Here is a 24,286-nt window from a genome sequence, read left to right on the forward strand (position 1 = left end):
CGTCGCGGTTCCGTGGGACGGGGCTACTTCGCGTCGGCGTCGCCGGACTTCTTCGCTTCGGCGTCACCGGACTTCTTCTCCTCGGCGGACGCGTCCTTCTCGGACGTGGCGGCCGGGGCCTCGTCGGCGGGCTTCTCGTCGGCCTCGGGCTCGTCGGCGGCCGCGGCGTCACCCTTGCCCAGGTCGATCTTGTCGGACTTCTCACCCGAACCGGTGGTGGCGTCATCGCCGGTCAGCGAGGAGATGTCGTCGGGCACGACCGGGTCGGCGCCGTCGATGATGCGGTTGTACTCCTCGTCGGCAAGGACCGCGCCGATGGCGTTCTTCGCGAACACGGCGTGCACGCCGGGGGCGACCTCAAGGAGGACCGTCTCGTCGTGGATCTCCTTGACGGTCGCGTACATGCCCCCGATCGTCCGGACACCGGTGCCCGGCTGCATTTCGTTGCGCATCTGCGCGGCCGCCTGCTGCTTCTTCTTGGCGGACCGGGTCATCAGGAACATGGCCCCGATGAGGACGATGAAGGGGAGGAGAGTCACGGTACTCACGGGACAGAAATCCTTCGCACGACCGCTGAGCCGCGGTCTCGTATAGCGGGGGTGGGAAACGCCGGCCCCTACCGGGACGGCATCGGCGGAGTCTAAGTCAGTCCGCACCAGTGGAACAACGCCCAGCATCGCACCGCAGTTCCTGACCCGGCGATTCTCCGCGCCGTCACGCCCCGAACAGGCCCTGCTGTCCCGTTGCGCCCGGTTGCTGCTGGGGCGGGACCAGGCCGAGGTGGGCCCAGGCCGCGGGGGTCGCGATCCGGCCACGGGGCGTACGGGCCAGCAGGCCCTCGCGGACCAGGAACGGTTCGGCGACCTCCTCGACGGTCTCGCGCTCCTCCCCCACCGCGACCGCGAGGGTGGACAGGCCGACCGGGCCGCCACCGAAGAGCTTCAGCAGGGCGGTGAGCACAGCGCGGTCGAGGCGGTCCAGGCCGCGGGCGTCGACCTCGTAGACGTCGAGGGCGCGCGAGGCGGTGTCGCGGGTGATCACGCCGTCCGCCTTGACCTGGGCGTAGTCGCGGACGCGGCGCAGCAGGCGGTTGGCGATACGGGGCGTGCCGCGGGAGCGGCCGGCGATCTCGGCGGCGCCCTCGGCGTCGATCTCGACGTCGAGGAGCCCGGCGGAGCGGTGGATGACGCGCTCCAGCTCCAACGGGGCGTAGAACTCCATGTGGCCGGTGAAGCCGAAGCGGTCGCGGAGCGGGGGCGGCAGCAGACCGGCCCGGGTGGTGGCGCCGACCAGGGTGAACGGCGGGAGTTCGAGGGGGATGGCGGTGGCTCCGGGGCCCTTGCCGACGATGACGTCGACGCGGAAGTCCTCCATCGCCATGTAGAGCATCTCCTCGGCGGGGCGCGACATCCGGTGGATCTCGTCGAGGAAGAGGACCTCGCCCTCCTGGAGGGAGGAGAGGATCGCCGCGAGGTCACCGGCGTGCTGGATGGCGGGGCCGGAGGTGATGCGGATCGGGGCGCCCATCTCGGCGGCGATGATCATCGAGAGGGTGGTCTTGCCGAGGCCGGGGGCGCCGGAGAGCAGGACGTGGTCGGCGGTGGCGCCGCGGGCGCGGGCGGCGCGCAGCACCAGGTCGAGCTGTTCGCGCACCCGCTCCTGGCCGACGAACTCCCCGAGGTCCTTGGGGCGCAGCGCGGCCTCGACCGCGGTGTCCTCGCCGTCGGCGGCGGCACCGACCAACCGGTCGGCGGCCAGGGCCGGGTCGGTTGCGGCGGACGGTGCGGTGTCGTCCCAGTTCACTGCGGATTGCCTCGCGGGGTCGGGGCGGCGGGGCCGCCGGGGGTGCGTGGGGTCGGGCGTGCGGTCCGGCGGGCGCCGGGCCGGGCGCCTCAGCGGGTGCGGTTGAGGGTCTGCAGCGCCGCCTTGAGGAGCTGCGGGATCTGCGGGGAGCCGCCCCCGGCGACGGCGGCCTCGGCCTGCGGGGTGACGGCGGCGACCGCCTCGTCGGCCTCGCGGGTGGCGTAGCCGAGGCCGATCAGGGCGGCGTGCAGCTGATCGCTCCAGCCCGCGGTGACCGGGGCGGGGGCGCCGCCGGTGCCGAGCGGCGCGCCGAGGCGGTCCTTCAGCTCCAGCAGCAGCTTCTGGGCGCCCTTCTTGCCGATGCCGGGCACGGCGGTGAGCGCCTTCTCGTCGCCGGTGGCCACCGCGCGGCGCAGGGCGTCGGGGGAATGCACGGCGAGCATGGCCTGGGCGAGGCGCGGGCCGACGCCGCTGGCGGTCTGCAGCAGCTCGAAGGTGGCCCGCTCGTCGTCGTCGGCGAAGCCGTAGAGGGTCAGGGAGTCCTCGCGGACGACGAGGGAGGTGGCGAGCCGGGCGGGCTTGCCGATGCGCAGGCCGGAGAGGGTGTCCGGGGTGCACTGGACGGCCATGCCGACGCCGCCGACCTCGACGACGGCGGTGTCCGGTCCGAGGGCCGCGACCGGCCCGGAGACGAAGGCGATCATCGGATGCCCTTCTGGGGAGCCGCCCGGCGGACGCCGGGGGTACGGACGGAAGGCGCGGCGCGGCGGGCCGCGGCGTGCGCCTGCTGGAGGCGGCCCGCCGCGGGGGCGCGCCAGATGTGGCATATGGCCAGCGCGAGGGCGTCGGCGGCGTCGGCCGGTTTGGGCGGGGCGTCGAGCCGCAGCAGCCGCGTCACCATGGCGCCGACCTGCTCCTTCCCGGCCCGGCCCGAGCCGGTGACCGCGGCCTTGACCTCGCTGGGGGTGTGCAGGGCGACCGGGAGTCCACGGCGGGCGGCGCAGAGCATGGCGACCGCGCTGGCCTGGGCGGTGCCCATGACCGTACGGACGTTGTGCTGGCTGAACACCCGCTCCACGGCGACGTATTGGGGGCGGTGTTCGTCCAGCCACTGCTCGATGCCGCGCTCGACGAGGACGAGGCGGTCGGCGATGTCGGCGTCGGCCGGGGTGCGGATCACGCCGACGCCCGCCATGGTCAGCGGGCGGCCGACGGCGCCGTCCACGACGCCGACGCCGCACCTGGTGAGCCCGGGGTCCACGCCCAGTACGCGCACGATGCCCTCTCCTCGGTCGGCCGGTCAGGCCGGGCGCGAGAGCGCCGGCCTGTTCGTGCAGGCTATCGGCTGCCACTGACAACGCGTCGGGTCAGGGCCGCGGCGCCGCCGCGCGCGGGCCCGCCCGGTGCCGGGCAGCCGAAGCGGCCCGCCGGTTCGTACCGGCGGGCCGCTGTCGGTCGTACGGGAGGAACTCCCCGTCAGGCGTCGATCTTGGCCATCGTCTCGTCGGAGACGTCGAAGTTGGCGAAGACGTTCTGCACGTCGTCGCTGTCCTCCAGCGCGTCGACCAGCTTGAAGATCTTGCGCGCGCCCTCCTCGTCCAGTTCGACCTGCATGGTCGGGACGAAGTTGGCGTCGGCCGAGTCGTAGTCGATACCGGCCTCCTGGAGGGCGGTGCGGACCGCCACCAGGTCGGTCGCCTCGCTGAGGACCTCGAAGGACTCACCGAGGTCGTTGACCTCCTCGGCGCCCGCGTCCAGGACCGCGCCCAGGACGTCGTCCTCGGTCAGTTCGCCCTTGGGGACGATCACGACGCCCTTGCGGTTGAAGAGGTACGACACCGAGCCCGGGTCGGCCATCGAGCCGCCGTTGCGGGTCATCGCGACGCGGACGTCGGAGGCGGCGCGGTTGCGGTTGTCGGTGAGGCACTCGATGAGCACCGCGACACCGTTCGGGCCGTAACCCTCGTACATGATCGTCTCGTAGTCGGCGCCACCGGCTTCGAGACCCGCGCCGCGCTTGAGCGCGGAGTCGATGTTCTTGTTGGGAACCGACTGCTTCTTCGCCTTCTGGATGGCGTCGAAGAGCGTCGGGTTACCTTCCGGGTCGGCGCCGCCGGTCCGGGCCGCAACCTCGATGTTCTTGATCAGCTTCGCGAAGAGCTTGCCGCGCTTGGCATCGATCACGGCCTTCTTGTGCTTCGTCGTAGCCCATTTAGAGTGGCCGGACATCCGCCTGTCTCCTTCGCGTAACCCATTGAGAAACCAACGCGTGCGATCCTACCGGGAGCGCCTCAAGCCGCCGTACGCACCATGTCGACGAAAAAGGCGTGCACACGGTGGTCGCCGGTCAGCTCCGGGTGGAACGACGTGGCGAGGACGTTACCTTGCCGGACGGCCACCGTGTGCCCGTCGTACCTCGCGAGGACCTCGGCGGCGGCGCCGGTGGACTCGACCCAGGGCGCGCGGATGAAGATGCCGTGGACCGGCCCGCCGGGGATGCCCGTCATGTCGACGGCCGCCTCGAAGGACTCGTTCTGCCGTCCGAAGGCGTTACGGCGCACGATCATGTCGACGCCGCCGAGCGTCTCCTGGTCCGCGCGGGCGTCCAGGAGCTTGTCGGCGACCATGATCATTCCGGCGCAGGTGCCGTAGACCGGGCGGCCGGAGCGGACGAAGTCGCGCAGCGGCTCCAGCATCCCGAAGACGACGGCGAGCTTGGACATCGTGGTGGACTCGCCGCCCGGGATGACGAGCCCGTCGAGGTCGTCCAGCTCCTCGGGGCGGCGCACCGGCCGGGCCAGGGCGTCCGCCGCGGCGAGCGCCACCAGGTGCTCGCGGACGTCGCCCTGGAGGGCCAGGACTCCGATGGTGGGGGTGGTCATGTACGTGCTCACCAGCCGCGGTTGGCGTACCGCTCGGCCTCGGGGAGGGTGTCGCAGTTGATGCCGACCATGGCCTCGCCCAGGTTGCGGGAGACGTCCGCGACGACCTTCGGGTCGTCGTAGAAGGTGGTGGCCTTCACGATCGCGGCGGCGCGCTTGGCGGGGTCGCCGGACTTGAAGATGCCGGAGCCGACGAAGACGCCCTCGGCGCCGAGCTGGCGCATCAGCGCGGCGTCGGCGGGGGTGGCGACGCCACCGGCGGAGAACAGCACGACGGGCAGCTTGCCCAGCTCGGCGACCTCCTTGACCAGCTCGAACGGGGCGCGCAGCTCCTTGGCGGCGGCGTACAGCTCGTTGTTGTCGCAGCCGCGCAGCTTGGCGATCTCGCCCTTGATCTGGCGGAGGTGACGGACCGCCTCGACGACGTTGCCGGTGCCGGCCTCGCCCTTGGAACGGATCATGGCCGCACCCTCGGCGATGCGGCGCAGGGCCTCGCCGAGGTTGGTGGCGCCGCAGACGAAGGGGGTGGTGAAGGCCCACTTGTCGGAGTGGTTGACCTCGTCGGCGGGGGTGAGGACCTCGGACTCGTCGATGTAGTCGACGCCGAGGGCCTGGAGGACCTGGGCCTCGACGAAGTGGCCGATGCGGGACTTGGCCATGACGGGGATGGAGACGGCGTCGATGATGCCGTCGATCATGTCCGGGTCGGACATCCGGGCGACGCCGCCGTCCTTGCGGATGTCGGCGGGCACCCGCTCCAGCGCCATGACGGCGACGGCGCCGGCGTCCTCGGCGATCTTCGCCTCTTCGGGCGTGACGACGTCCATGATCACGCCGCCCTTGAGCTGCTCGGCCATGCCGCGCTTGACGCGGGCGGTTCCGGTCTCGGGGTGCTGGGGCGTGGTGGGCGTGCTGGACACGGTTGACCTCACTCAGTGCGGGTGGTTGCGCTTCTTCACCCACACAACCGTTGGTGAGGGGGCCACGAAAAGGGCCAATTGGTGGCCGGTGGCTCGTGCCGCCCCGGGCAACCGCCGCGCGTCAGGCGGCCGTGTGCGGGGCCCCGAGGACGGCGGGCGGCTCGTCGTCCATCTCGAAGGCGAGGGGGAACGGCGCATGCCCGGCGAGGCGGAAGTACCGCACGAGCCGGTGGCGGCGCACCGCGCGGGCGGCCCGTACCGCGTCGTTGTGGAAGCGGCGGGCCATGGGGACGCGGCGGACGGCGGCGGTCAGCTCCGCGAGGGTCTGTTCGCCGCCGGGCGCCGCGCCGACCGCGTCCACCTGCTCGCGCTCGCCGAGGGTGGCGCGGAGCGCCTGCGTCAGCTCGCTCTCGGCGACCTCGCGGCCGTCCTCCGGTGCCTGCCGGGCGGCGTGCGCCGCCTGGTAGAGGACGATCGAGGCGGCGGGGTCGAGGACACCGGAGGTGCCGATCTCCTGGGCGACCGAGGCACGCCGCAGCAGTTGCGCGTCGAGGGCGGCGCGCGCCGCGTCGATACGGGCGTGCAGCCGGTCGAGGCGGCCCGCGGTCCAGCTCAGGTAGATGCCGATGAGGACGACGACAGCCGCGATCCAGATGAAGGTGGTCACGCGGCGTCACCCTACCGGCCCGGACGGCGTGCCCCGGGGGGCACCGGCGGCCCCGGGGGTCACCCGCCGTAATCCTGGGCGGTCCGCCCGGCGGGTTCGTCGGCGGCGACGGACCGGCCGGGCTCCGCGCCCTCGGTGACCGTCTCGTACACCGCGAGGATGTCGGCGCCGACCGTGGACCAGTCGAACCGCCGGACGTGCCGGGAGCCGCGTTCGCGGAGTTCGGCCAGGCGCGCGGGGTCGCGCAGCAGGCGGACTGCGGCGGCGGCGAGGGCGTCCGCGTCCTCGTTGGCGAAGAGCTCCCCGGCCTCGCCCTGGTCGAGGACCTGGGCGAACGCGTCGAGATCGCTGGCGAGGACGGCCGCCCCGGCCGACATCGCCTCGACGAGGATGATGCCGAAGGACTCGCCGCCGGTGTTCGGGGCGACGTACAGGTCGACGCTGCGCAGCAGCCGGGCCTTGTCCTCGTCGCTGACCATGCCGAGGAATTCGACGTGGCGGCGGAGCTCGGGCGCCAGCGCGGCGACCGCCTCCTCCTCGTCGCCGCGCCCGGCGACCAGCAGCCGGGCGTCGGGGACCTCCGCGAGGATCGCGGGCAGCGCGCGCATCAGGACGGGCAGGCCCTTGCGGGGTTCGTCGATCCGGCCGATGAAGCCGATGGTGGCGCCGGGCCGCGCGCCGCCCTCGTCCCCGGCGCCCTCCGCCTGCGACTGCCAGGCGGCCTTGGGCTCGGCGCGGGCGAAGAAGTCGACGTCCACGCCGTTGGGGATGACCACCGCGTCGCCGCCGAGGTGCTCGACGAGGGTGCGGCGGGCGTACTCGCTGACCGCGATGCGCGCGCTGATCTTCTCCAGCGCGGGCTGCAGGATCGGGTACGCGGCGATCATCGCCCGGGAGCGCGGGTTGGAGGTGTGGAACGTCGCCACGATCGGGCCCCGCGCCGCCCAGCAGGAGAGCAGGCCGAGGGAGGGCGAGGCCGGTTCGTGGATGTGGATGACGTCGAAGGCGCCGTGCTGGAGCCAGCGGCGGACGCGGGCGGCGGAGAGGAAGCCGAAGTTCAGCCGGGCGACCGAGCCGTTGTACGGCACCGGCACGGCGCGGCCCGCGGAGACGACGTACGGCGGCAGCGGCGTCCCGTCGTCGGCGGGGGCGAGCACGGAGACGTGGTGGCCGCGGGAGAGGAGGTGTTCGGCGAGGTCGCGGATGTGGAACTGGACGCCGCCGGGGACGTCCCAGGCGTAGGGGCAGACGATGCCGATTCTCACGGCGTCTCCGTTCCGCGGGCCGCGTCGCGCGGCTCCAGGTCGTCGAGCCAGAGGCGTTGCAGCATGTGCCAGTCCTCGGGGTGGTCGGCGATGCCGGAGGCGAAGGCATCGGCGAGCGCCTGGGTCATGACGGTGGCCTTCTCGGCGCGGGTGCCCTCCGCGGGGACCTCGATCTCGGAGTGGATCCGGCCGCGCATGACCGGCGTGCGGTCGTACCAGAGGGTGACGGGCAGCAGCATCGCGCCGGTGCGGGCGGCGAGCAGCGCGGGCCCGGCGGGCATCTTCGCGGCGTGACCGAAGAAGTCGACCTCGATGCCGGAGCTGGAGAGGTCGCGGTCGGCGACGAGACAGACCAGGCCACCGTCGCGCAGCCGCCGGGCGAGGGTGCCGAAGGCGGCGCCACCGGTGTGCGGCAACACCTCCATGCCCAGGCCCTCGCGGTAGGCGACGAAGCGGTCGTAGAGGGATTCGGGCTTGAGGCGTTCGGCGACGGTGGTGAAGGGGACGCCGAGCGCGGTGGTGACCCAGACGCCCGCCAGGTCGTAGTTGCCCATGTGCGGCAGGGCGAGGACGACGCCGCGGTCGCTCGCCAGGCCGTCCCTGAGGCGCTGGATGTCCTGCGCGGCGAAGCCCGCCGTTATGCGGTCGGTACTCCAGGCGGGCAGCCGGAAGGACTCCATCCAGTAGCGCATGTACGAGCGCATCCCGGCGCGGGACAGCTCGGTCAGCCGCTGCGGGGTGGCGTCCGGGACGACGCGGGCGAGGTTGGCCTCCAGGCGCAGCACGCCCTTGCCGCGGCGGCGCCAGGCGGCGTCGGCGATCGTGCGGCCGAGGCGCACCGCCGCGCCTTCCGGCAGCTTCTTGACGGTGCTCCAGCCCAGCCCGTACAGGGCGTCGGCGAGCTTGTCGGTGTCGATGCGGCTCATACGCCGTTCCCCCCGTGCACGACGGCATCCGCCTCGGCGGATTCCCGGCGGACCGTCACCACCCGCTGGGCGAGGGTGACGGCGCTGCCGATGCCGACGATCCACAGGGCGATCGGCAGCAGGACCTGCACACCGGGCACCCCGAAGGCGTGCAGCCCGGACAGGCCGCAGGCGACGAGGGTGATGACCAGCCGCTCGGCGCGTTCGACCAGACCGTTGACGTTCACCGGCAGCCCGATGGCCTCGCCGCGCGCCTTGGTGTACGAGACGACCTGGCCGCTGGCGAGGCAGAAGATCGCCATCGCGCAGAGCATCAGGCTGTCGCCGCCGCCGGCGTACCAGAGGGCGAGGCCGCCGAAGATCGCGGAGTCGGCGACCCGGTCGAGGGTGGAGTCCAGGAAGGCGCCCCAGCGGCTGGAGCGTCCCAGCTGCCGCGCCATGTTGCCGTCGACCAGGTCGGAGAAGACGAAGAGGGTGATGACGACGGTGCCCCAGAAGAATTCACCGCGGGGGTAGAAGACCAGAGCACCGGCGACCACGCCCCCCGTACCGACGAGGGTGACCGCGTCCGGGCTGACGCCGAGGCGGATGAGCAGGGCGGCGAACGGCGTGAGAACACGCGTGAAGAACGCACGCGCGTACTTGTTCAGCATGGCCTTCCCGGAGGTCGATACGGGCCGTGCGGTCAAGGGGCCACCGGCTGGCCCATCGTAGCCAGGCGCTCCCCGGGCACCGCGCACCCACCGCGCCGCCCGGAGACGACCGGCGACCTGCGGGGACCGCCACTCCCCCGCCGCCCCCTGTGGACGGGCCCCCACCGCGGTGGAAAGCTCGAATCACCGCAAAGGTGATGACCTGGAGGCGAGGGCATGAACGAGAAGCCGGGTGCCGGGGCGGCCGACGGTCCCGCCGCCGTCCGCAATGTGGCGCTGGTCGGCCACAGCGGCGCGGGCAAGACCACCCTCGTGGAGACGCTGGCCCTGGCCGCCGGGGCCACCGGCCGCGCCGGGCGGGTCGAGGACGGCGACACCCTCTCCGACCAGGACCCGATCGAGCAGCGCAGACAGCGCTCGGTCCAGCTGTCACTGGTCCCCCTGGAGTGGCGCGGCTGCCGGATCAATCTGCTGGACACCCCCGGGTACGCCGACTTCGTCGGGGAACTGCGGGCCGGGCTGCGGGCGGCGGACGCGGCCCTCTTCGTCGTCTCCGCCGCGGAGGACGTGGCCGGGGCGACCCGCACGGTGTGGGAGGAGTGCGCGGCGGTCGGCATGCCGCGGGCGCTGGTCCTCACCCACCTCGACGCCGCCCGCGCCGATGTCACCACCGTCCTGCGCGGCTGCGGCGAAGCCCTCGGCGACGGTGACCCGGACGCCGTACTCCCCCTGTATCTCCCGCTGTACGGCGCGGCGGGCGCGGACGGCCACGCACCGGTGACGGGCCTGCTCGGACTGTTGACGCGGCGGGTGGCGGAATACGCATCGGGCGAACGCACCGAGCGGGACCCGGACGCCACGGAACTGCCGCTGCTGGACGAGGCGCGCGGCCGCCTGATCGAGGGGATCATCGCGGAGAGCGAGGACGAGACGCTGATGGACCGCTATCTCGGCGGTGAGGATCTGGACGTCGCGTCGCTCGTCACCGACCTGGAGACGGCGGTCGCCCGCGGCACCTTCCACCCGGTGCTCGCCGCGGCCCCCACCACCGGCTCCGCCCGGCAGGGCCTGGGCACCGTGGAGCTGCTGGACCTCCTCGTACGGGGCTTCCCGGCGCCGGGCGAGCGGACGGCCCCGGAGGTCACCGCACCCGACGGCGCGCCCCGCTCCCCGCTGGTCTGCGATCCGGCCGGGCCGCTGGCGGCGGAGGTCGTCAAGACCACCTCCGATCCGTACGTCGGGCGGCTGTCGCTGGTGCGGGTGTTCTCCGGCACGCTGCGGCCGGACGAGGCGGTGCACGTCTCGGGGCACGGTCTGGAGGACCGCGGCCACGCCGACCACGATGTGCAGGAGCGGGTCGGGGCGCTGTCCGTGCCGTCCGGGAAGCAGCAGCGGCCGCTGGCGCAGGCGGTGGCCGGGGAGTTGGCGTGCGTGGCGAAGCTCGGCCGCGCGGAGACCGGCGACACGCTCTCGTCGTGCGGGGACCCGTTGCTGATGGCGCCGTGGACGATGCCCGATCCGCAGCTGCCGGTCGCGATCGAGGCGCACGGCAAGGCGGACGAGGACAAGCTCTCGCACGGGCTGGCGCGGCTGGTCGCGGAGGATCCGACGATGCGTCTGGAGCAGCATCCGCACACCGGCCAGGTGGTGTTGTGGTGCCTGGGCGAGGCGCACACGGAGGTCGCGCTGGAGCGGCTGCGCACCCGTTACGGCGTCCGGGTCGACACCGTTCCGTACCGCGTACCGCTGCGGGAGACGTTCGGCGGTGCGGCGGCCGGGCGGGGGCGGCAGGTCAAACAGTCCGGCGGGCACGGCCAGTTCGCGATCTGCGAGATCGAGGTGGAGCCGCTGCCCGCGGGCTCCGGCGTCGAGTTCGTGGACACGGTGGTGGGCGGCGCGGTGCCCCGGCAGTTCATCACGTCGGTGGAGAAGGGGGTACGCGCCCAGGCGGCGCAGGGGGTGGCGGCCGGGTATCCGCTCGTCGACGTCCGGGTCACGCTGCGGGACGGCAAGGCGCACACGGTGGACTCGTCGGACGCGGCGTTCCAGGCGGCCGGGGCGCTGGCGCTGCGGGACGCGGCCGGACAGGTGCGGATCGAGCTGCTCGAACCGGTCGCGGAGGTCGCGGTGTTGATTCCGGACGAGTTCGTCGGGCCGGTGATGAGCGATCTGTCCGGGCGGCGCGGCCGGGTGGTCGGCACCGAGCAGGAGGAGGTGGGCGACCGCACCTGGGTACGGGCCGAGGTGCCGGAGGCGGAGATCGCCCGGTACGCCGTCGATCTGCGGTCGCTCGCGCACGGCACGGGCCGCTTCACCCGGACCTATCTGCGGCACGAACCGATGCCGCAACAGCTGGCGGCGGCAGTGCGGCGGGGCCCGGAAATCGGCGCATAGTCAACGATTGACCGACCGCCTGACCGGTCAACTCCCTTGGGTCCGGCACCGCCTGTACGCTGAGCGAACGGCTCCGCAGGTGTGCCAGGAGCGGTGGACGAGTAAAGAGCCGCGGCAGTGATGGTGCGGCGTTGGGGGCGGGCAGTGGCAGCAGACGGCTTCGACTTCAGTCCCGGGGCGCAGGTGCCGCTCCTGGGAGGCGCGGGACAGACCGCGGCGACCCAGGCGTTGGCCTCCGCCGCCTATCGGGACAGTCCACTGGCCGATATCTCCAAGGCCGATTCGGACTCCGGCGCCTCCGAGATCAAGAAGCCCAAGCTCTCGCTGTTCGAGCCCAATCTCGGCGAGGCGTTCTCCCGGGCGATCCAGACGCGGATGCTCGGCGGCGGCCGCAAGGCGCTCATCCAGTCCTTCGGCACCGAGCCGCAGGTCATCGTCGAGCACTGCCTGGCGGCCACCCGTATCCGCAAGCAACGGGACGCCAAGCTGACGGTCATCATGCTGCTGTGCGGGGTGGCGTTCCTGCCCGGTGTGCTGCTGTGGCTGGGCGGCTTCCAGGCGAAGAAGTACCTCGCCAAGGACGGCAAGACGTCCGTCGGCGGCTCGGCCCTCCTCGCCCTGCTCGCGCTGGCCGGGGTGGTCCTCCTGATCAAGCTGCCGACGACGGACTTCTGGCCGCTGTACGCACGCGCCATGGTCATCGTCCCGGTGATCGGCTGGTGGTTCGCCAAGCAGATCTGTGAGCGGACGGCCGTACTGCTGCGTGAGGCGTGGCAGGGGCTGCTGGACGGCGGCGGGGTCGGCGCGAAGATCCCCGAGGCGGTGCCGGGCGATCCCGGTGAGATAGCGGCCGAAACCCTGCGGCACAATCTCGCCAAACTCTCCGCCGAGCAGCGCAGCAACGTCGTCTTCTACGCCGGTCCGCGCGGGATACTCGGCATGGGGACGCGCTGGGGCAGCTGGCATCTGGCCGAGGAGCTGAAGCCGGCGAAGGAGGGCACGGAGATCCATCCGTTCCGCAGCTGGGACGTGATCCGGGCGATCCACGACCGGCTGCGGATGCTGGAGCGCAGCTCGCTGCACACCGGCGGATTCCAGCAGGCGCCGCAGGTCAACCACTGGATCGTCTCGCCGGTCGGGGAGAAGGCCAAGGAGGTCAGCCGCCCGGACGGCACGGACACCGACGCCTTCCAGATCCGCGGCCACGAGGTCGAGCGGATCTGCAACGAGCAGCAGTTCGGCAGCGGCAACCGCCACTACCTGGGCGTGCAGTTCGTGCTCTGGGACGGCCAGTTGGTGCTGACGCTGCTGATCACCGTCACGGTGCTGCACGAGACGCTGCGCATCGAGGTCACCGGTCACGCCCTCGGCCCGGTCAACTCCCTGTTCACCGGCAAGCCGTCCCCCAAGACCAAAGAGGTCGCCAAGGTCATCAAGTTCTGGGAGACGCGCAAGCAGACGCTGCCGCTGATCGACACGTCCGAGGTCGTCCGCCTCGCCGCCCGCGCCCCGCTGACATGGTTCCCGCCGCTGCTGGACTTCCTCGGCGGCAAGCTGGCGCTGCCCGAGCCGTTCGGGCTGCGGCACGTCTGGGCGGACAAGCCCTGGCGGCACCGCTTCATGGCCGATGACGCGCTGCGTGCGGCGACGCCCGTGCTGCGGGCGGTCCATACGGCGGCGGTGGGCGTGCTCAAGGGGAACGGCGTGGACACCGAGCGCTTCGAGGGCCGTTCGATGGTGCTCAGCGGTCTGGTCCAAGGCGTCGAGCCGCGGAAGGCCGACGAGTACAGCGCCTGACCCGCGGCGGCCGTCCGCTCCCCCGCTTCCGACTCCCGTACGGGCCCGCCCGTACGGGAGTCGGCCGTTGTGCGGGCTCAGCGGAAGATGCCGGTGTGGCCCAGGGAGTAGCGGCCGGGCTGCGGATAGACCGCGAGGCCGTGCGGGCCGTGCCCGACGGGGATCTTCGCCAGGGTCTTCCCCGTACGGGTGTCGAGTGCGTAGACCTCGGAGTTGTAGCGGCCGGAGAGCCAAAGGACCTTGCCGTCGGCGGAGACGCCGCCCATGTCGGGGCTGCCGCCGCCACGGATGTGCCACTTGCCGGTGAGACGGCCGGTGGCGAAGTCCAGCAGCGAGATGGTGCCCTCGCCGCGGTTGGAGATGTACATCTGCTTCGAGTCGCGGCTGACGTAAAGGCCGTGGGCTCCCTTGCCGGTGCGGAGCAGCTTCGGCCGGGTGAAGTGGTCGCCGTCGAGGACCCACACCCCGTCGGACGTCATATCGGCGATGTACCAGGTCTTCCCGTCCGGGGAGAGCTTGACGTCCTGCGGCATCGCGCCGTGCTGCGGCAACTTCTGCTGGCCGGTCACCGCCATCTTCGCGGTGTCGACCTTGAGCAGTTCGCCGGAGAACTCGCAGGAGACGATGAAGTACCGGCCGTCGGCGGAGAAGTCGGCGTGGTTGACCCCGGCGCAGGTCACCGGCACGGTCTTGCGGACCTCCATGGTGTGCGGGTCGCGGAAGACCAGCTGTCTGTCCATCGACGCCATCACGATCGCGTACTTGCCGTCGGGCGTGAAGTAGAGGTTGTACGGGTCGTGCACCGCGACGGTCCTGCCCGCCTTGCCGGTGCGCGGGTCGACCGGTGTGAGGCTGTTGCCGCGGTCGTTGTTGACCCACAGCGTCTTCAGGTCCCAGGACGGTACGACGTGCTGCGGCTGCACGCCCACCGGCATGGTCCGCACGACCTTGTAGGTCCGCGGATCGATGACGCTGACCGTGTTGGAGATGGTGTTGGGGACGTACACCATCGACGGATAGTCCTTGACCTGCGGGACGAGCTTGCCCGGCCGGTCCGCGGCGTAGATGTCGTGCGGGTCGACCAGCGGCGGCATCCCGGGCAGACCGGGGCGGGCGGCCGCCGCCGGGGACGGGCTCGCGGGGCGCGGGGTGTGCCCGGCGCGGGCGGCGGTGTCGTCCGCGCCACATCCGGCGGCGAGCAGCGCGCACGCGGCGGCCAGCAGGGCCGCCTTCCCCGGGGTGCGGCGGAGTGCGGGGGTCCGGTCAGCCATCAGGTCACCAGCTCCGTAGTCGTCACCGCGCGCAGACCGCGCCGGTGCAGGCCGTCGAGGATCGGGGGCAGCGCGGCAACGGTGCCGGGGTGCCCCAGGTGGAGGCTGACGACCGAGCCGGGCCGGGCACCGTCCAGCACCGTGCGCTGGACGGCGGGCGCGCCGGGGTCGTCGGCGTCGAGGGAGTCGAGGTCGTACGAGAGGACGTGCGGGTATCCGGCCCGACGGGCCAGGCGGATCACCTGGTCGGTGGCGTACTGCGTCCGCGAGGGGCGGAACCAGCTGCCGATGGTGCCGGTGAGGGCCCGCAGCCGGTCGGCGCAGCCGGTGATCTCGGCGTACGCCTCGTCCTCGGGCAGGGCGCAGATGGTGCGGTGGTGGAGGGTGTGGTTGCCCAGTTCGTGGCCGCCGTCGAGGACGCGGCGGGCCATCGCGGGCTGTTCGTCGAGCCAGGTGCCGACCGCCAGCACGGTGACGCGGGCACCGGCCCGCTCGGCCTCACGGAGCAGCGCGGTGGCGGTCTTCGGGTCGCCCTGGCCGTGGAAGGTCAGCGCGACCGCGTCGCCCCGCCGGGGGCCGTGCGCGATCTGCGCGGGCAGGCCCGGCGCGCGGGTGGGCGGCCGGGCGGCGTGCGCCGGGCGGGGCGAGGCCGGGCGCGGGGTGGCCGGGGCGGTGGCGCGGGCGGCCGCGGGGGCCGCGCCGCTCCGGGTGCAGGCGGTGGCGGCCGCCCCGGCGGCGATCGCGGCGGCAGCGCGTAGCACGGAACGGCGGTCCGGTGAAGTCACCACTCCATTACAGAGCGGCACGGACCGGATGGCGGTCTTTTGTTCGGCCCTTCGGAGGAGCGGCGCGCGCCCCGGGGGCGCGCACGGACCCCGGGGACGCGCACGGGCCCCCGGGGCGGCGGTGTCGCTATGCGGGCCAGGCGTCCGCGAGCATCCGCCGGGTGTCGGCGAGCAGCTGCGGCAGGACCTTGGTGTGGCCGACCACCGGCATGAAGTTGGTGTCGCCGCCCCAGCGCGGGACGACGTGCTGGTGGAGGTGGGCGGCGATGCCCGCACCGGCCACCGTGCCCTGGTTCATGCCGATGTTGAAGCCGTGCGCCCCGGACGCGGTGCGCAGCGCGGTCATCGCGTGCTTGGTCAGCTCCGCCAGCTCCGCGGTCTCCGCGCCGTCCAGCTCGGTGTAGTCCGCGACGTGCCGGAACGGCACCACCATCAGATGCCCGCCGTTGTACGGGTAGAGGTTCAGCACCGCGTAGACGTGCTCACCGCGGGCGATCACCAGACCGTCCTCGTCGGACTTGGCGGGGATCGCGCAGAACGGACAGCCGTCGTCGGCCCCCGGGCCGCTCGGCTTGTTCTCCCCCTGGATGTACGCCATCCGGTGGGGCGTCCACAGGCGCTGGAAGGCGTCCTGTGTCCCGACTCCGATCTGCTGCTCCGGCTCGCTCGTCATACCGGCCAGCATATGGCGTCCGCCGTCCGCGGCGTGTCGCCGGGGCGCACCGCACCGCGCGCTCCCCGATGCCGGGCCGATGGACCGGAACGACCGTCCGGCGGCGCTTCCGGCAGGAGGGCGAGGAATGAGGCGGGGCCGGGCCCGGGGCGTACGGGAAACGGCCGGGCCCCGGCGAGCGGTCGCTCACCGGGGCCCGGCGACGGGTCAGCGCTGACTCACACCTGGATCCGGCGCTCCACCGCGTCCACGATCTCGGCGATCGCCTGGGCGCGCGGGATGCCGTTCTTCTGCGAGCCGTCGCGGTAGCGGAAGGAGACCGCGCCGTTGGCGACGTCCTCGTCACCGGCGATGACCATGAAGGGCACCTTGCTCTTCTGGGCGTTGCGGATCTTCTTCTGCATCCGGTCCGACGACGCGTCGACGTCGATCCGCAGCCCCTGGGCGCGCGCCTCGGCGGCGAACTCCTGGAGGTACGGGACGTGGCTGTCGCCGATCGGGATGCCGGTGGCCTGGACGGGGGCGAGCCACACGGGGAAGGCGCCCGCGTAGTGCTCCAGAAGCACGCCGAAGAACCGCTCGATCGAACCGAACAGCGCGCGGTGGATCATGACGGGCTGCTGCTTGGAACCGTCCGCCGCGGTGTACTCCAGGTGGAACCGCTTGGGCTGGTTGAAGTCCACCTGGATCGTCGACATCTGCCAGGACCGGCCGATGGCGTCCTTCGCCTGCACGGAGATCTTCGGGCCGTAGTACGCGGCGCCGCCCGGGTCGGGAACGAGCGGCAGGCCCTGCTTCTCGGCGGCCAGGCGCAGCGCCTCGGTGGCCTCGGCCCAGTCCTCGTCGGTGCCGATGAACTTGTCGGAGTCGTCGCGGGTGGACAGCTCCAGCTCGAACTCGGTCAGGCCGTAGTCGCGCAGCAGGTCCAACACGAAGGTCAGGAGCGTGTCCAGCTCCTCGGGCATCTGGTCCTTGGTGCAGTAGATGTGCGAGTCGTCCTGGGTGAAGCCGCGGGAGCGGGTCAGGCCGTGCACGACGCCCGACTTCTCGTAGCGGTACACCGTGCCGAACTCGAAGAGGCGCAGGGGCAGTTCACGGTAGGAACGGCCGCGCGACTTGAAGATCAGGTTGTGCATCGGGCAGTTCATCGCCTTGAGGCGGTAGTTCTGCTCGTCGAACTCGATGGCCGGGAACATGCCCTCCGCGTAGTGCGGCAGGTGCCCCGAGATCTCGAAGAGCTTCTCCTTCGAGAGGTGCGGGGTGTTCACGAACTCGTAGCCGGAGACCTCGTGGCGCTTGCGGGAGTAGGTCTCCATCTCCTTGCGGATGACGCCGCCCTTGGGATGGAACACCGCGAGGCCCGGGCCCAGCTCCTCCGGGAAGGAGAAGAGGTCCAGCTCGGCGCCGAGCTTGCGGTGGTCGCGCTTCTCGGCCTCGGCCAGGAACTCCAGGTGGGCCTTGAGCTCGTCCTTGGTCGGCCAGGCGGTGCCGTAGATCCGCTGGAGCTGCTTGTTCTTCTCGCTGCCGCGCCAGTAGGCGGCGGCCGAGCGCATCAGCTTGAAGGCCGGGATGACGCGGGTGCTGGGCAGGTGCGGGCCGCGGCAGAGGTCCTTCCAGCACAGCTCGCCGGTCTTGGCGTCGAGGTTGTCGTAGATGGTCAGCTCGCCGCCGCCCACCTCGGCGTCGGCGCCCTCGGCGGCCTCGGCGGCGTTGCCCTTGAGGCCGATCAGCTCCAGCTTGTACGGCTCGTCGGCCAGCTCGACGCGGGCGTCCTCGTCGGTGGTGACCCGGCGCGCGAACTTCTGCCCACGCTTCTGGATCTCCTGCATCTTCTTCTCGATGCGCTTGAGGTCGTCCGGATGGAACGGGGTCTCGACGTCGAAGTCGTAGTAGAAGCCGTCCTTGATGGGCGGGCCGATGCCGAGCTTGGCCTGCGGGAACAGCTCCTGCACGGCCTGGGCCATGACGTGTGCGGTGGAGTGCCGCAGGATGTTCAGGCCGTCCTCGGAGGTGATCTCGACGGGCTCGACGGTCTCGCCGTCGGCCACCTCGTACGCCAGGTCCTTCAGCTCCCCGGCCACCCGCGCGGCGACGACGGCGCGCTCGCCCTGGAAGAGGTCGGCGGCCGTAGTGCCCGTGGTCACCACGCGTTCTTCCCGCTCGGAATCGCGTTGGACGGTCACACGGACGTCTGACACCGGTCTCTCCTGTCATGTCTGCTGCGCGTCAGCGATTGCTGCGCAGGGAAATCGTACCGATCCCGCGGACCGGACCGCGAAACGGTTTACCGGGGCCCGGCTTCCCCGGGGCGGGCGGGCCCGGCGGGCCGCCTTGGGGGCGACTGTTCTCCGGGGTACCCCAGGGGCGACGGTTCCTCCGGGCGCCCTACGGCCCGGTGGTTCGCCCGAGCGCCCTTGGGGACGACGATTCCCCGGGGCGCCCTGTGACCCGGCGGTTCCGCCGAGCGCCCCTGGGGCGACGGATTCACGACGGCTCCTCCGCCTCCGCCTCCCCCGTAGGCAGCGGTACGACGCCCCGCGCCCCGGTGAGGCGCCGGAAGCCGCCGCGGCTCTCCAGGCGGCCGCTGATCCGGACCGGCAGGTTCATCAGATGGGCCTGGCCCGCGACACGGTAGTCGTCGTCGCCGAGCGCGATCCGTACCTGCTCGACGTCCGCCCCGGAGATCACCCGCAGCCGCACCACTCCCCCGCCGGGCCGCTCCCGGTGCAGCCGCACCACCGCGCCGGTCACCCGTACCGGGAGCGACGGTTCGCCGCGTACGTAGCGCTGGGCGGCGTCCGCCAGCGCCGGGAGGTCGCCCGGGGTGAACTCCACGGGCCCGGGGCGGACTGGGCAGCCGGGCGGCGGGCCCGCGCCGGGCGACCAGTCCACCGTGATCCGGATGCCGCCGCCCTCGTGGACCAGCGCGATCAGCGCCTGCACCAGCTCATGGCAGACGCCGAACGCCACCGCCGCGTCGAACGCCTCGACGCCCCCGGTGTCGCGCCGGTGATCGGTGGCGTCGCGGGCGGCGCGCAGCGCCCGGTGCAGGGTGATCACCGGGCCCCGGCCGACCGACACCGGGAGGAACGCGGCGAGCCGACGGCCCTCCGGCGCCGGCCCGAGCAGCGCCTCCCCCAGGAAGCGTTCCGTGTGGCCGCGGTAGCGGGACCCGTAGTACCCGGCGCGGCCGCAGCTGCCCAGCGCCGCGGCGGACAGCATCGCGCGCGCCGCACCGCGCAGCTGCTCCTGCGCCACCCAGCGCGCCACCACCGACCCGCTCCCCGGCGCCAGCCGCTCCCAGCGCACCTCGTCGCTGAGCGCCGCCATCCCCAGCAGCACCTCCCGGGCGTACGGTGCCGGGCTGACGCTGAGGGTGGCCAGCGCCTCGGCGAGCAGATCGGCGCACTCGGGGAAGCGCTGATCCTGCGGCACCAGCAGCCCGGCGCCGCCGCCCGGCGGGGTCCAGCGCGCGTACCGCCCGCCCGGGCCGCCCGTCCGGTGCCAGCCGTGCCGGGCCAGCAGCGCGCCGAGGATCGCGGGGTCGATGGCCGCCGGGTCGGGCAACGGGATACCGGCGCCCGGCAGCTGCGGGCCCGGCGCGGCGGGGTCGTCGGTCTGCCGGTGCATCACGGTCTCCCTCCCGGCCCGGTCCGCGCCGGAACACAGGGCGCGGTGGTCGAAGAGCCGCGGCCGGTGACCGGGGGCCGGCCGGGTCGTCCAGTGGCAGCGGTACGGGGCAGCCGGTCCGCCGGGGTGAGCGGCGGGGCGGGTGCGGTGCGCGGGGACGGCGGCCCCGGGCCGGGCGCGGCCGTGCCGGGTGCCGGCGGGTCTCGCGGGAGTGCTTCGGTACGACGGGAGTCCGCGGCCGGACGTGCACCACACCCCGTCCTCTTGGTTTGTCTCCCCGTCAAGAGGACCGCAAACAAAAGCGGTTCGGCGACACCACGAGGCGGGTATCACCTGCTCGGGCCGTGGGCCGCCCCGTCGTTCCCGGCGACTCGTCGGCCGGGAGCGGCCGGTCGGCGCCGGGGCGCCCGCGCCGTGATGTCGGAGTGCGAGGAGTGGCGATGGTGCCGTGCTGGTACGACGGTCCGTTGGCGGCGTTCGGCGTCGGGACGACCGGAGACGATTCCGAGACCGACCGCATCGTCGCGGCGGCGCTGGCGGTCCAGGAGACCCCGGGCGCCTCCCCGGCGCTCACCCGCTGGCTGATCAGCCCCGGTGTGGAAATGCCCGAGGCGGCGACGGCGGCGCACGGCCTGACCGCCGGGCATCTCGCGCGCCGCGGCCGCTGGCCGGCGCCCGCGGTCGACGAGATCGCGCGGGCCCTGAGCTCACAGGCGGCGTCCGGCCGCCCGGTGGCCGTGCTGGACGCCCCGTTCACCCTGACGCTCCTGAACCACGAGGCGACGCGCCACCGCGCCACCTCCCTGACCGGCTATCTCGGCAGCCACCCGCTGCACGTCCTCGACCCGCTGGTCCTCGACACCCACCTGGACCGCTACCGCAAGGGCGCCCGCACCCTCCCCGACCTCTGCGCGCACTACGACGTCAAGCCGTCCGACAGCGGGCACGGCACCGGGCGCACCGCCGACGACGTGCTCACCGTCCTGGAGCTGGTCCGCGCACTGGGCCGACGCTTCGCCGCCCGCCTCGCCCGGCTGCGGCCGGACGAACTCCACACCCTCCAGACGAGGTGGTACGAGGCCCAGGTACACGACCGGCAAACGTGGTTCCCGCGCGGCGGCGCGGCCGACGGGCAGTGGCCGATGCGGCCCACGGCCCCGGAAAGGTGAGGTGGATTCCGCACCGTCCGGAAATGCGCGGGCAGTTCGGGAATTGCCGCCACAACGAAAAGGTCCGGGCCGTCAATTGACGGCCCGGACCTCGATCCCGGTGGGCGATACTGGGTTCGAACCAGTGACCTCTTCGGTGTGAACGAAGCGCTCTCCCACTGAGCTAATCGCCCGGGTGTCGGCGGGGTTTCCCTCGCGAACGACCTGAACAATACAGTCCGCCGCGGCTTTCCATCAAATTCCTCCCGGCGGCCCGTACGGCACCCCCCGCGCCGGTCACGGGGCGCGACCGCCGGGCGCCGTCAGCGGGCCAGCCAGACCGCCAGACCGCGCCGCCCGGAGCGCATCATCAGCGCGTGGTTGAGCACGAACAGTGGCCGCCCGGGCAGCGCCAGCCGTCGCAGCAGCGGCTTGCGCACCTCCACCTCCTGCTCGAAGAGGACGCGTGTCCCGCCGCCGCGCGCCGCGACCGTCCAGCGCACCCACCCCTCCAGATCGCCGCGGAGCGTCACCTCCAGCACCCCGGCGCGCGGGTCCCGCGCCGCTTCACCGGCGACGACGTCCAGGTCGTACGGGAGGAACGAGCGGAAGCGCGCGGTCCCGCCGGACTCGCCGGCGCGGTCGACGGCGCGCACCTGGGGCCACCACAGCGGATAGCTCTCGACGCGTTCGAGGACGGCGTAGACGACCGCGGGCGGGGTGTCGGGCAGCAGCCACACGCTGCGGAAGCGGTAGCGGTGGAGTGCGCGCGACCAGGAGGGCATGGGTTCAGTGTGCCGCCCCGGGGACGGCGGAGCCCAACAACCGCGAAGGTCCGGAGGCTTGAAGCCTCCGGACCTTCGGCCGGGGTGGGCGATACTGGGTTCGAACCAGTGACCTCTTCGGTGTGAACGAAGCGCTCTCCCACTGAGCTAATCGCCCGGCGCACGGCACACAGTACCCCACGCCGAAGGGGCTCCGTGACCAGCCGGGCGGCCACCGGCGCAGGTCACCGCCGCCGCCCCCGCCTCATCGGACGCAGCACCGCGACATCGCGAGGCCGGCGACGAAGACCCGACGGCCTGCCGGCTCCGGCACAGGGAGGGCGGGAGCGGCGGACGCGGCACGGCGCCCGCGAGCCGAGCCGGACTCCGACGGACGTCGCGCCACTCCGCCGACGCCCCCCTCACTCTCCGTATTCATGCCATCAACATGCCGGACTGTCCCGCTCTCCCGGAATAACCGTGGGGGACGATCTTTCAATCCGCCGTCAGAGGTACCTGAAGCCACCCAAAACGCTCAGAGGGGTTTACAACGGCACCGTAGGTGGCATGTCGATTTCGCCGACGTGCGAATCCCCGAGCGCACACTGAGCGAAAGGCCCTGGCGCTTATGAACACCACGGTCAGCTGCGAGCTGCACCTGCGCCTCGTTGTGTCGAGCGAGTCCTCACTGCCTGTACCGGCGGGCCTGCGGTATGACACGGCCGATCCTTACGCCGTGCATGCCACCTTCCACACCGGAGCCGAGGAGACCGTCGAGTGGGTTTTCGCCCGCGATCTCCTCGCCGAGGGCCTCCACCGGCCCACCGGCACCGGCGACGTCCGCGTCTGGCCGTCCCGGAGCCACGGACAGGGCGTGGTCTGCATCGCCCTGAGTTCCCCGGAAGGCGAGGCCCTCCTGGAGGCCCCCGCACGGGCCCTCGAATCGTTCCTCAAAAGGACCGACGCCGCGGTACCTCCCGGTACCGAGCATCGGCACTTCGACCTCGACACGGAGCTCTCCCACATCCTCGCGGAGAGCTGAGACGCACCACAGCCACCCACCGCAACCAACCCGCACACGTCCGCGGCGTCCGACTCGGGGAGACGCCGCGGGACCGACAAGTTCATATGGCACACTCCGGCGCCGTCGCCGCGGACCCACCGCGGCGACGGCGCCGTGGCGTGGGCGACGCGCTAGAGTCGGCGACCATTCCGCAAGGACTCGGGGGCGGCGAACGGGCCGCCCCAACCGGCCTGGGAGCGAAACCGTGATGATCACGCATGACACCCGGTGCGCCCTGGACGCGGTCGTCGACCTGCTGAACACCGCCCCGGAGGGGGAGGCCCCCGGCAGTCCGGACGCCCTGACCGATCCGGCCGCGCTGCGGGAGTTCACCGCGCGGCACGCCATCAGCGGGGTCGGCGCCCTCGACGACGCCGATCTGGCCGCCGTACGCGCCCTGCGCACCCGCTTCGCGGAGGTTTTCGCCGCCCCCGACGACCGCAACGCCGCCGAGCTGCTGAACACGCTGATCGCCTCCGCGGGCACCACCCCGCAGCTGACGGACCACGACGGCTACGACTGGCACGTCCACTACTTCGCGCCGGGCGCCTCGGTCGCCCACCATCTGGCGGCCGACTGCGGCATGGCGCTGGCGTTCCTGGTCGTGGCGGGTGAGCGGGAGCGGCTGCGGCGCTGCGAGGCGCCGGGCTGCCGCCACACGTTCGTCGATCTCTCCCGGAACCGCTCCCGGCGCTACTGCTCCAGCCGGACCTGCGGTAACCGGCTGCATGTCGCCGCCTACCGGGCACGGCAGCGGGAGGCCGCGGACTGAGCCGCACCGGCCACGTCCCGGCCCTCACTGGAGGTACAGGTCGTGGACGGCGCCCAGCAGCAGCAGCAAGCCGATGAAGGCGAGGAAGAGCATCAGGGGCGGCTGGGACAGCGCGAAAAGACATCCGCGCGGTTCGGGGGCCGGGGCTTCATCCCGGGCCAGGGCGCACTCATCGTTCATTTCGCGACGATCATGGCGCAGCCGATCGGTCGCGAATGCCCAATTAGCCCCTCAGTGGCGGGAGTTCATCAGATCCCGTGTTTTTTGAGGATCGCTTCGATGTCCGAGAAGTCATCCTTGGGGGCGGCCGCTCCGCCCTTGGCCACGGCCGCGGGACCGGAGGCCGTACGCCCCGATCCGAGGGACGGCGCGGAGGCACCCGGGGCCACCGCGTCACCACGGGCGGCCGCGGCGGCCCGGCGCTCCTTGCGGCCGCCGATCCCGCCCCGGCGTCGCTCCACGGCGCGGCCGATCACGAACAGCACGGCCGAGAGCGCCAGCAGGCCGAACCCGGCCCAGACCGTCGGCTTGAGGACGAGCCCGGTGATCCAGTCGATGATGCCGGTCATCGCCAGGCCGATCGGGATGAGGGCGAACGCCGCGATGCGCGTCGCGGCGAGGAAACGCTTGCGGTAGGCCGTCAGTGCGGCGACGGCCAGGCCCGCCGCCGACACCGCGGCGCATACGGTCGACGTCAGCATCGGGTCCTCCTGCCCTAGGTGGGAGGGAGCGCACCCTGCGTCCCCTTCCTCCATCCTGCCCTGCCCGGCGTCTTTGCGGCCATGCCCGGCCGCGGTGGTCAGGGAGATCTCCGGGTCGACTTCTCCCGAGGTCCAGGTGCCCCTGCCGCCCGGCGGGCTGGAAGACTGGCCC

Annotated in this window: 24 protein-coding genes and 2 tRNA genes; 5 read left to right on the forward strand and 21 right to left on the reverse strand. The window is 72.7% G+C overall.

All coding sequences use genetic code 11. From position 1 onward, the window contains the following. Window positions 1-23: 23 nt before the first annotated feature. From yajC to pgsA, 11 genes are all read right to left on the reverse strand, one after another. Complete coding sequence (gene yajC, locus OG422_RS04335) at window positions 24-548, reverse strand: preprotein translocase subunit YajC (RefSeq protein WP_143939890.1); 525 nt, start codon at window positions 546-548, stop codon at window positions 24-26. 166 nt (window positions 549-714) lie between these two features. Next, window positions 715-1,803 carry a Holliday junction branch migration DNA helicase RuvB gene (gene ruvB, locus OG422_RS04340; RefSeq protein ID WP_405739881.1) on the reverse strand — a complete coding sequence of 363 codons (1,089 nt, stop codon included), beginning with the start codon at window positions 1,801-1,803 and terminating at the stop codon, window positions 715-717. Between the two features lie 89 nt (window positions 1,804-1,892). Further along, window positions 1,893-2,507, reverse strand: a complete 615-nt coding sequence (gene ruvA / locus OG422_RS04345) for a Holliday junction branch migration protein RuvA (protein WP_405739884.1) — start codon at window positions 2,505-2,507, stop codon at window positions 1,893-1,895. Continuing rightward, a complete protein-coding gene (ruvC, locus tag OG422_RS04350; protein WP_143943683.1) occupies window positions 2,504-3,079 on the reverse strand; it encodes a crossover junction endodeoxyribonuclease RuvC in 576 nt (191 codons plus the stop codon). Before ruvC ends, ruvA begins: the two co-directional genes overlap by 4 nt. Before the next feature lie 200 nt (window positions 3,080-3,279). Next, window positions 3,280-4,032, reverse strand: coding sequence for a YebC/PmpR family DNA-binding transcriptional regulator (locus OG422_RS04355; protein WP_143943684.1), 753 nt, complete (start codon window positions 4,030-4,032; stop codon window positions 3,280-3,282). Between the two features lie 62 nt (window positions 4,033-4,094). Beyond that, a complete protein-coding gene (gene pdxT / locus OG422_RS04360; RefSeq protein ID WP_143943685.1) occupies window positions 4,095-4,685 on the reverse strand; it encodes a pyridoxal 5'-phosphate synthase glutaminase subunit PdxT in 591 nt (196 codons plus the stop codon). 8 nt (window positions 4,686-4,693) lie between these two features. After that, complete coding sequence (pdxS, locus tag OG422_RS04365) at window positions 4,694-5,605, reverse strand: pyridoxal 5'-phosphate synthase lyase subunit PdxS (RefSeq protein WP_143943686.1); 912 nt, start codon at window positions 5,603-5,605, stop codon at window positions 4,694-4,696. A 121-nt stretch (window positions 5,606-5,726) separates the two neighbouring features. Further along, window positions 5,727-6,272 (reverse strand): LemA family protein, encoded by a 546-nt coding sequence (locus OG422_RS04370; protein WP_143943687.1) that lies wholly within the window; start codon window positions 6,270-6,272, stop codon window positions 5,727-5,729. A 59-nt stretch (window positions 6,273-6,331) separates the two neighbouring features. Continuing rightward, window positions 6,332-7,537 (reverse strand): glycosyltransferase family 4 protein, encoded by a 1,206-nt coding sequence (locus OG422_RS04375; protein WP_143943688.1) that lies wholly within the window; start codon window positions 7,535-7,537, stop codon window positions 6,332-6,334. Further along, window positions 7,534-8,463, reverse strand: a complete 930-nt coding sequence (locus tag OG422_RS04380; RefSeq protein WP_405739890.1) for a phosphatidylinositol mannoside acyltransferase — start codon at window positions 8,461-8,463, stop codon at window positions 7,534-7,536. Before OG422_RS04380 ends, OG422_RS04375 begins: the two co-directional genes overlap by 4 nt. After that, a complete protein-coding gene (pgsA, locus tag OG422_RS04385; RefSeq protein ID WP_143943690.1) occupies window positions 8,460-9,116 on the reverse strand; it encodes a phosphatidylinositol phosphate synthase in 657 nt (218 codons plus the stop codon). The genes OG422_RS04380 and pgsA overlap by 4 nt, the downstream gene beginning before the upstream one ends. Window positions 9,117-9,332: 216 nt before the next feature. On the opposite strand from pgsA, the gene OG422_RS04390 reads away from it, so the two are divergent. Together OG422_RS04390 and OG422_RS04395 are read left to right on the forward strand one after the other, a co-directional pair. Beyond that, window positions 9,333-11,510 carry an elongation factor G-like protein EF-G2 gene (locus OG422_RS04390; RefSeq protein ID WP_405739893.1) on the forward strand — a complete coding sequence of 726 codons (2,178 nt, stop codon included), beginning with the start codon at window positions 9,333-9,335 and terminating at the stop codon, window positions 11,508-11,510. A gap of 120 nt (window positions 11,511-11,630) precedes the next feature. After that, complete coding sequence (locus OG422_RS04395; protein ID WP_405739896.1) at window positions 11,631-13,307, forward strand: hypothetical protein; 1,677 nt, start codon at window positions 11,631-11,633, stop codon at window positions 13,305-13,307. A 77-nt stretch (window positions 13,308-13,384) separates the two neighbouring features. Here the strand turns inward: OG422_RS04395 and OG422_RS04400 are convergent, their stop codons facing one another. The 5 genes from OG422_RS04400 to OG422_RS04420 form a co-directional block, all read right to left on the reverse strand. Beyond that, window positions 13,385-14,578, reverse strand: a complete 1,194-nt coding sequence (locus OG422_RS04400; protein ID WP_143942442.1) for a YncE family protein — start codon at window positions 14,576-14,578, stop codon at window positions 13,385-13,387. Then, window positions 14,578-15,363 carry a polysaccharide deacetylase family protein gene (locus OG422_RS04405; protein ID WP_405739899.1) on the reverse strand — a complete coding sequence of 262 codons (786 nt, stop codon included), beginning with the start codon at window positions 15,361-15,363 and terminating at the stop codon, window positions 14,578-14,580. Before OG422_RS04405 ends, OG422_RS04400 begins: the two co-directional genes overlap by 1 nt. A 127-nt stretch (window positions 15,364-15,490) precedes the next feature. Next, a complete protein-coding gene (locus OG422_RS04410; protein ID WP_143942441.1) occupies window positions 15,491-16,048 on the reverse strand; it encodes an HIT domain-containing protein in 558 nt (185 codons plus the stop codon). 206 nt (window positions 16,049-16,254) lie between these two features. Next, window positions 16,255-18,234 (reverse strand): threonine--tRNA ligase, encoded by a 1,980-nt coding sequence (gene thrS / locus OG422_RS04415; RefSeq protein ID WP_143942440.1) that lies wholly within the window; start codon window positions 18,232-18,234, stop codon window positions 16,255-16,257. Between the two features lie 286 nt (window positions 18,235-18,520). Further along, entirely contained in the window at window positions 18,521-19,666 is a 1,146-nt protein-coding gene (locus OG422_RS04420) for a hypothetical protein (RefSeq protein WP_405739903.1), read from the reverse strand. Between the two features lie 443 nt (window positions 19,667-20,109). On the opposite strand from OG422_RS04420, the gene OG422_RS04425 reads away from it, so the two are divergent. After that, complete coding sequence (locus OG422_RS04425; protein ID WP_405747644.1) at window positions 20,110-20,835, forward strand: 3'-5' exonuclease; 726 nt, start codon at window positions 20,110-20,112, stop codon at window positions 20,833-20,835. A 101-nt stretch (window positions 20,836-20,936) separates the two neighbouring features. On the opposite strand, the gene OG422_RS04430 is transcribed toward OG422_RS04425, so the two are convergent. The 3 genes from OG422_RS04430 to OG422_RS04440 all read right to left on the reverse strand — a co-directional run bounded on the left by OG422_RS04430 (window position 20,937) and on the right by OG422_RS04440 (window position 21,756). Further along, window positions 20,937-21,008 (reverse strand) — tRNA-Val (locus OG422_RS04430). Between the two features lie 129 nt (window positions 21,009-21,137). Beyond that, the gene (locus tag OG422_RS04435) at window positions 21,138-21,599 is read right to left on the reverse strand and encodes an SRPBCC family protein (RefSeq protein WP_143942439.1); all 462 of its coding nucleotides are present in this window, start codon (window positions 21,597-21,599) and stop codon (window positions 21,138-21,140) included. 85 nt (window positions 21,600-21,684) lie between these two features. Continuing rightward, window positions 21,685-21,756, reverse strand: a tRNA-Val gene (locus tag OG422_RS04440). Window positions 21,757-22,206: 450 nt separating this feature from the next. Between OG422_RS04440 and OG422_RS04445 the strand changes: the two genes are divergently transcribed. Both OG422_RS04445 and OG422_RS04450 read left to right on the forward strand, forming a co-directional pair. Further along, window positions 22,207-22,620: an SsgA family sporulation/cell division regulator gene (locus OG422_RS04445; protein WP_003959770.1), complete on the forward strand. Its 414-nt coding sequence runs from the start codon at window positions 22,207-22,209 to the stop codon at window positions 22,618-22,620. 226 nt (window positions 22,621-22,846) lie between these two features. Continuing rightward, window positions 22,847-23,413, forward strand: a complete 567-nt coding sequence (locus tag OG422_RS04450; RefSeq protein ID WP_405739907.1) for a CGNR zinc finger domain-containing protein — start codon at window positions 22,847-22,849, stop codon at window positions 23,411-23,413. A gap of 24 nt (window positions 23,414-23,437) precedes the next feature. Here OG422_RS04450 and OG422_RS04455 read toward each other — a convergent pair whose 3' ends face one another. Continuing rightward, entirely contained in the window at window positions 23,438-23,593 is a 156-nt protein-coding gene (locus tag OG422_RS04455) for a hypothetical protein (RefSeq protein WP_169749979.1), read from the reverse strand. 68 nt (window positions 23,594-23,661) lie between these two features. Continuing rightward, window positions 23,662-24,114 carry a hypothetical protein gene (locus OG422_RS04460; RefSeq protein ID WP_405739910.1) on the reverse strand — a complete coding sequence of 151 codons (453 nt, stop codon included), beginning with the start codon at window positions 24,112-24,114 and terminating at the stop codon, window positions 23,662-23,664. Between the last annotated feature and the right edge of the window lie 172 nt (window positions 24,115-24,286).

This window comes from Streptomyces sp. NBC_01525, from assembly GCF_045040405.1.
GTDB classification, from domain to species: domain Bacteria; phylum Actinomycetota; class Actinomycetes; order Streptomycetales; family Streptomycetaceae; genus Streptomyces; species Streptomyces benahoarensis.

Excerpts from the sequence above, each read along its gene's own strand:
- ruvA (WP_405739884.1), bottom strand. The coding sequence starts at position 2,507 with ATGATCGCCTTCGTCTCCGGGCCGGTCGCGGCCCTCGGACCGGACACC.
- OG422_RS04355 (WP_143943684.1), bottom strand. The coding sequence starts at position 4,032 with ATGTCCGGCCACTCTAAATGGGCTACGACGAAGCACAAGAAGGCCGTG.
- pdxT (WP_143943685.1), bottom strand. The coding sequence starts at position 4,685 with ATGACCACCCCCACCATCGGAGTCCTGGCCCTCCAGGGCGACGTCCGC.
- OG422_RS04380 (WP_405739890.1), bottom strand. The coding sequence starts at position 8,463 with ATGAGCCGCATCGACACCGACAAGCTCGCCGACGCCCTGTACGGGCTG.
- pgsA (WP_143943690.1), bottom strand. The coding sequence starts at position 9,116 with ATGCTGAACAAGTACGCGCGTGCGTTCTTCACGCGTGTTCTCACGCCG.
- OG422_RS04390 (WP_405739893.1), top strand. The coding sequence starts at position 9,333 with ATGAACGAGAAGCCGGGTGCCGGGGCGGCCGACGGTCCCGCCGCCGTC.
- OG422_RS04395 (WP_405739896.1), top strand. The coding sequence starts at position 11,631 with ATGGTGCGGCGTTGGGGGCGGGCAGTGGCAGCAGACGGCTTCGACTTC.
- OG422_RS04400 (WP_143942442.1), bottom strand. The coding sequence starts at position 14,578 with ATGGCTGACCGGACCCCCGCACTCCGCCGCACCCCGGGGAAGGCGGCC.
- OG422_RS04410 (WP_143942441.1), bottom strand. The coding sequence starts at position 16,048 with ATGCTGGCCGGTATGACGAGCGAGCCGGAGCAGCAGATCGGAGTCGGG.
- OG422_RS04420 (WP_405739903.1), bottom strand. The coding sequence starts at position 19,666 with ATGCACCGGCAGACCGACGACCCCGCCGCGCCGGGCCCGCAGCTGCCG.
- OG422_RS04435 (WP_143942439.1), bottom strand. The coding sequence starts at position 21,599 with ATGCCCTCCTGGTCGCGCGCACTCCACCGCTACCGCTTCCGCAGCGTG.
- OG422_RS04445 (WP_003959770.1), top strand. The coding sequence starts at position 22,207 with ATGAACACCACGGTCAGCTGCGAGCTGCACCTGCGCCTCGTTGTGTCG.
- OG422_RS04455 (WP_169749979.1), bottom strand. The coding sequence starts at position 23,593 with ATGAACGATGAGTGCGCCCTGGCCCGGGATGAAGCCCCGGCCCCCGAA.
- OG422_RS04460 (WP_405739910.1), bottom strand. The coding sequence starts at position 24,114 with ATGCTGACGTCGACCGTATGCGCCGCGGTGTCGGCGGCGGGCCTGGCC.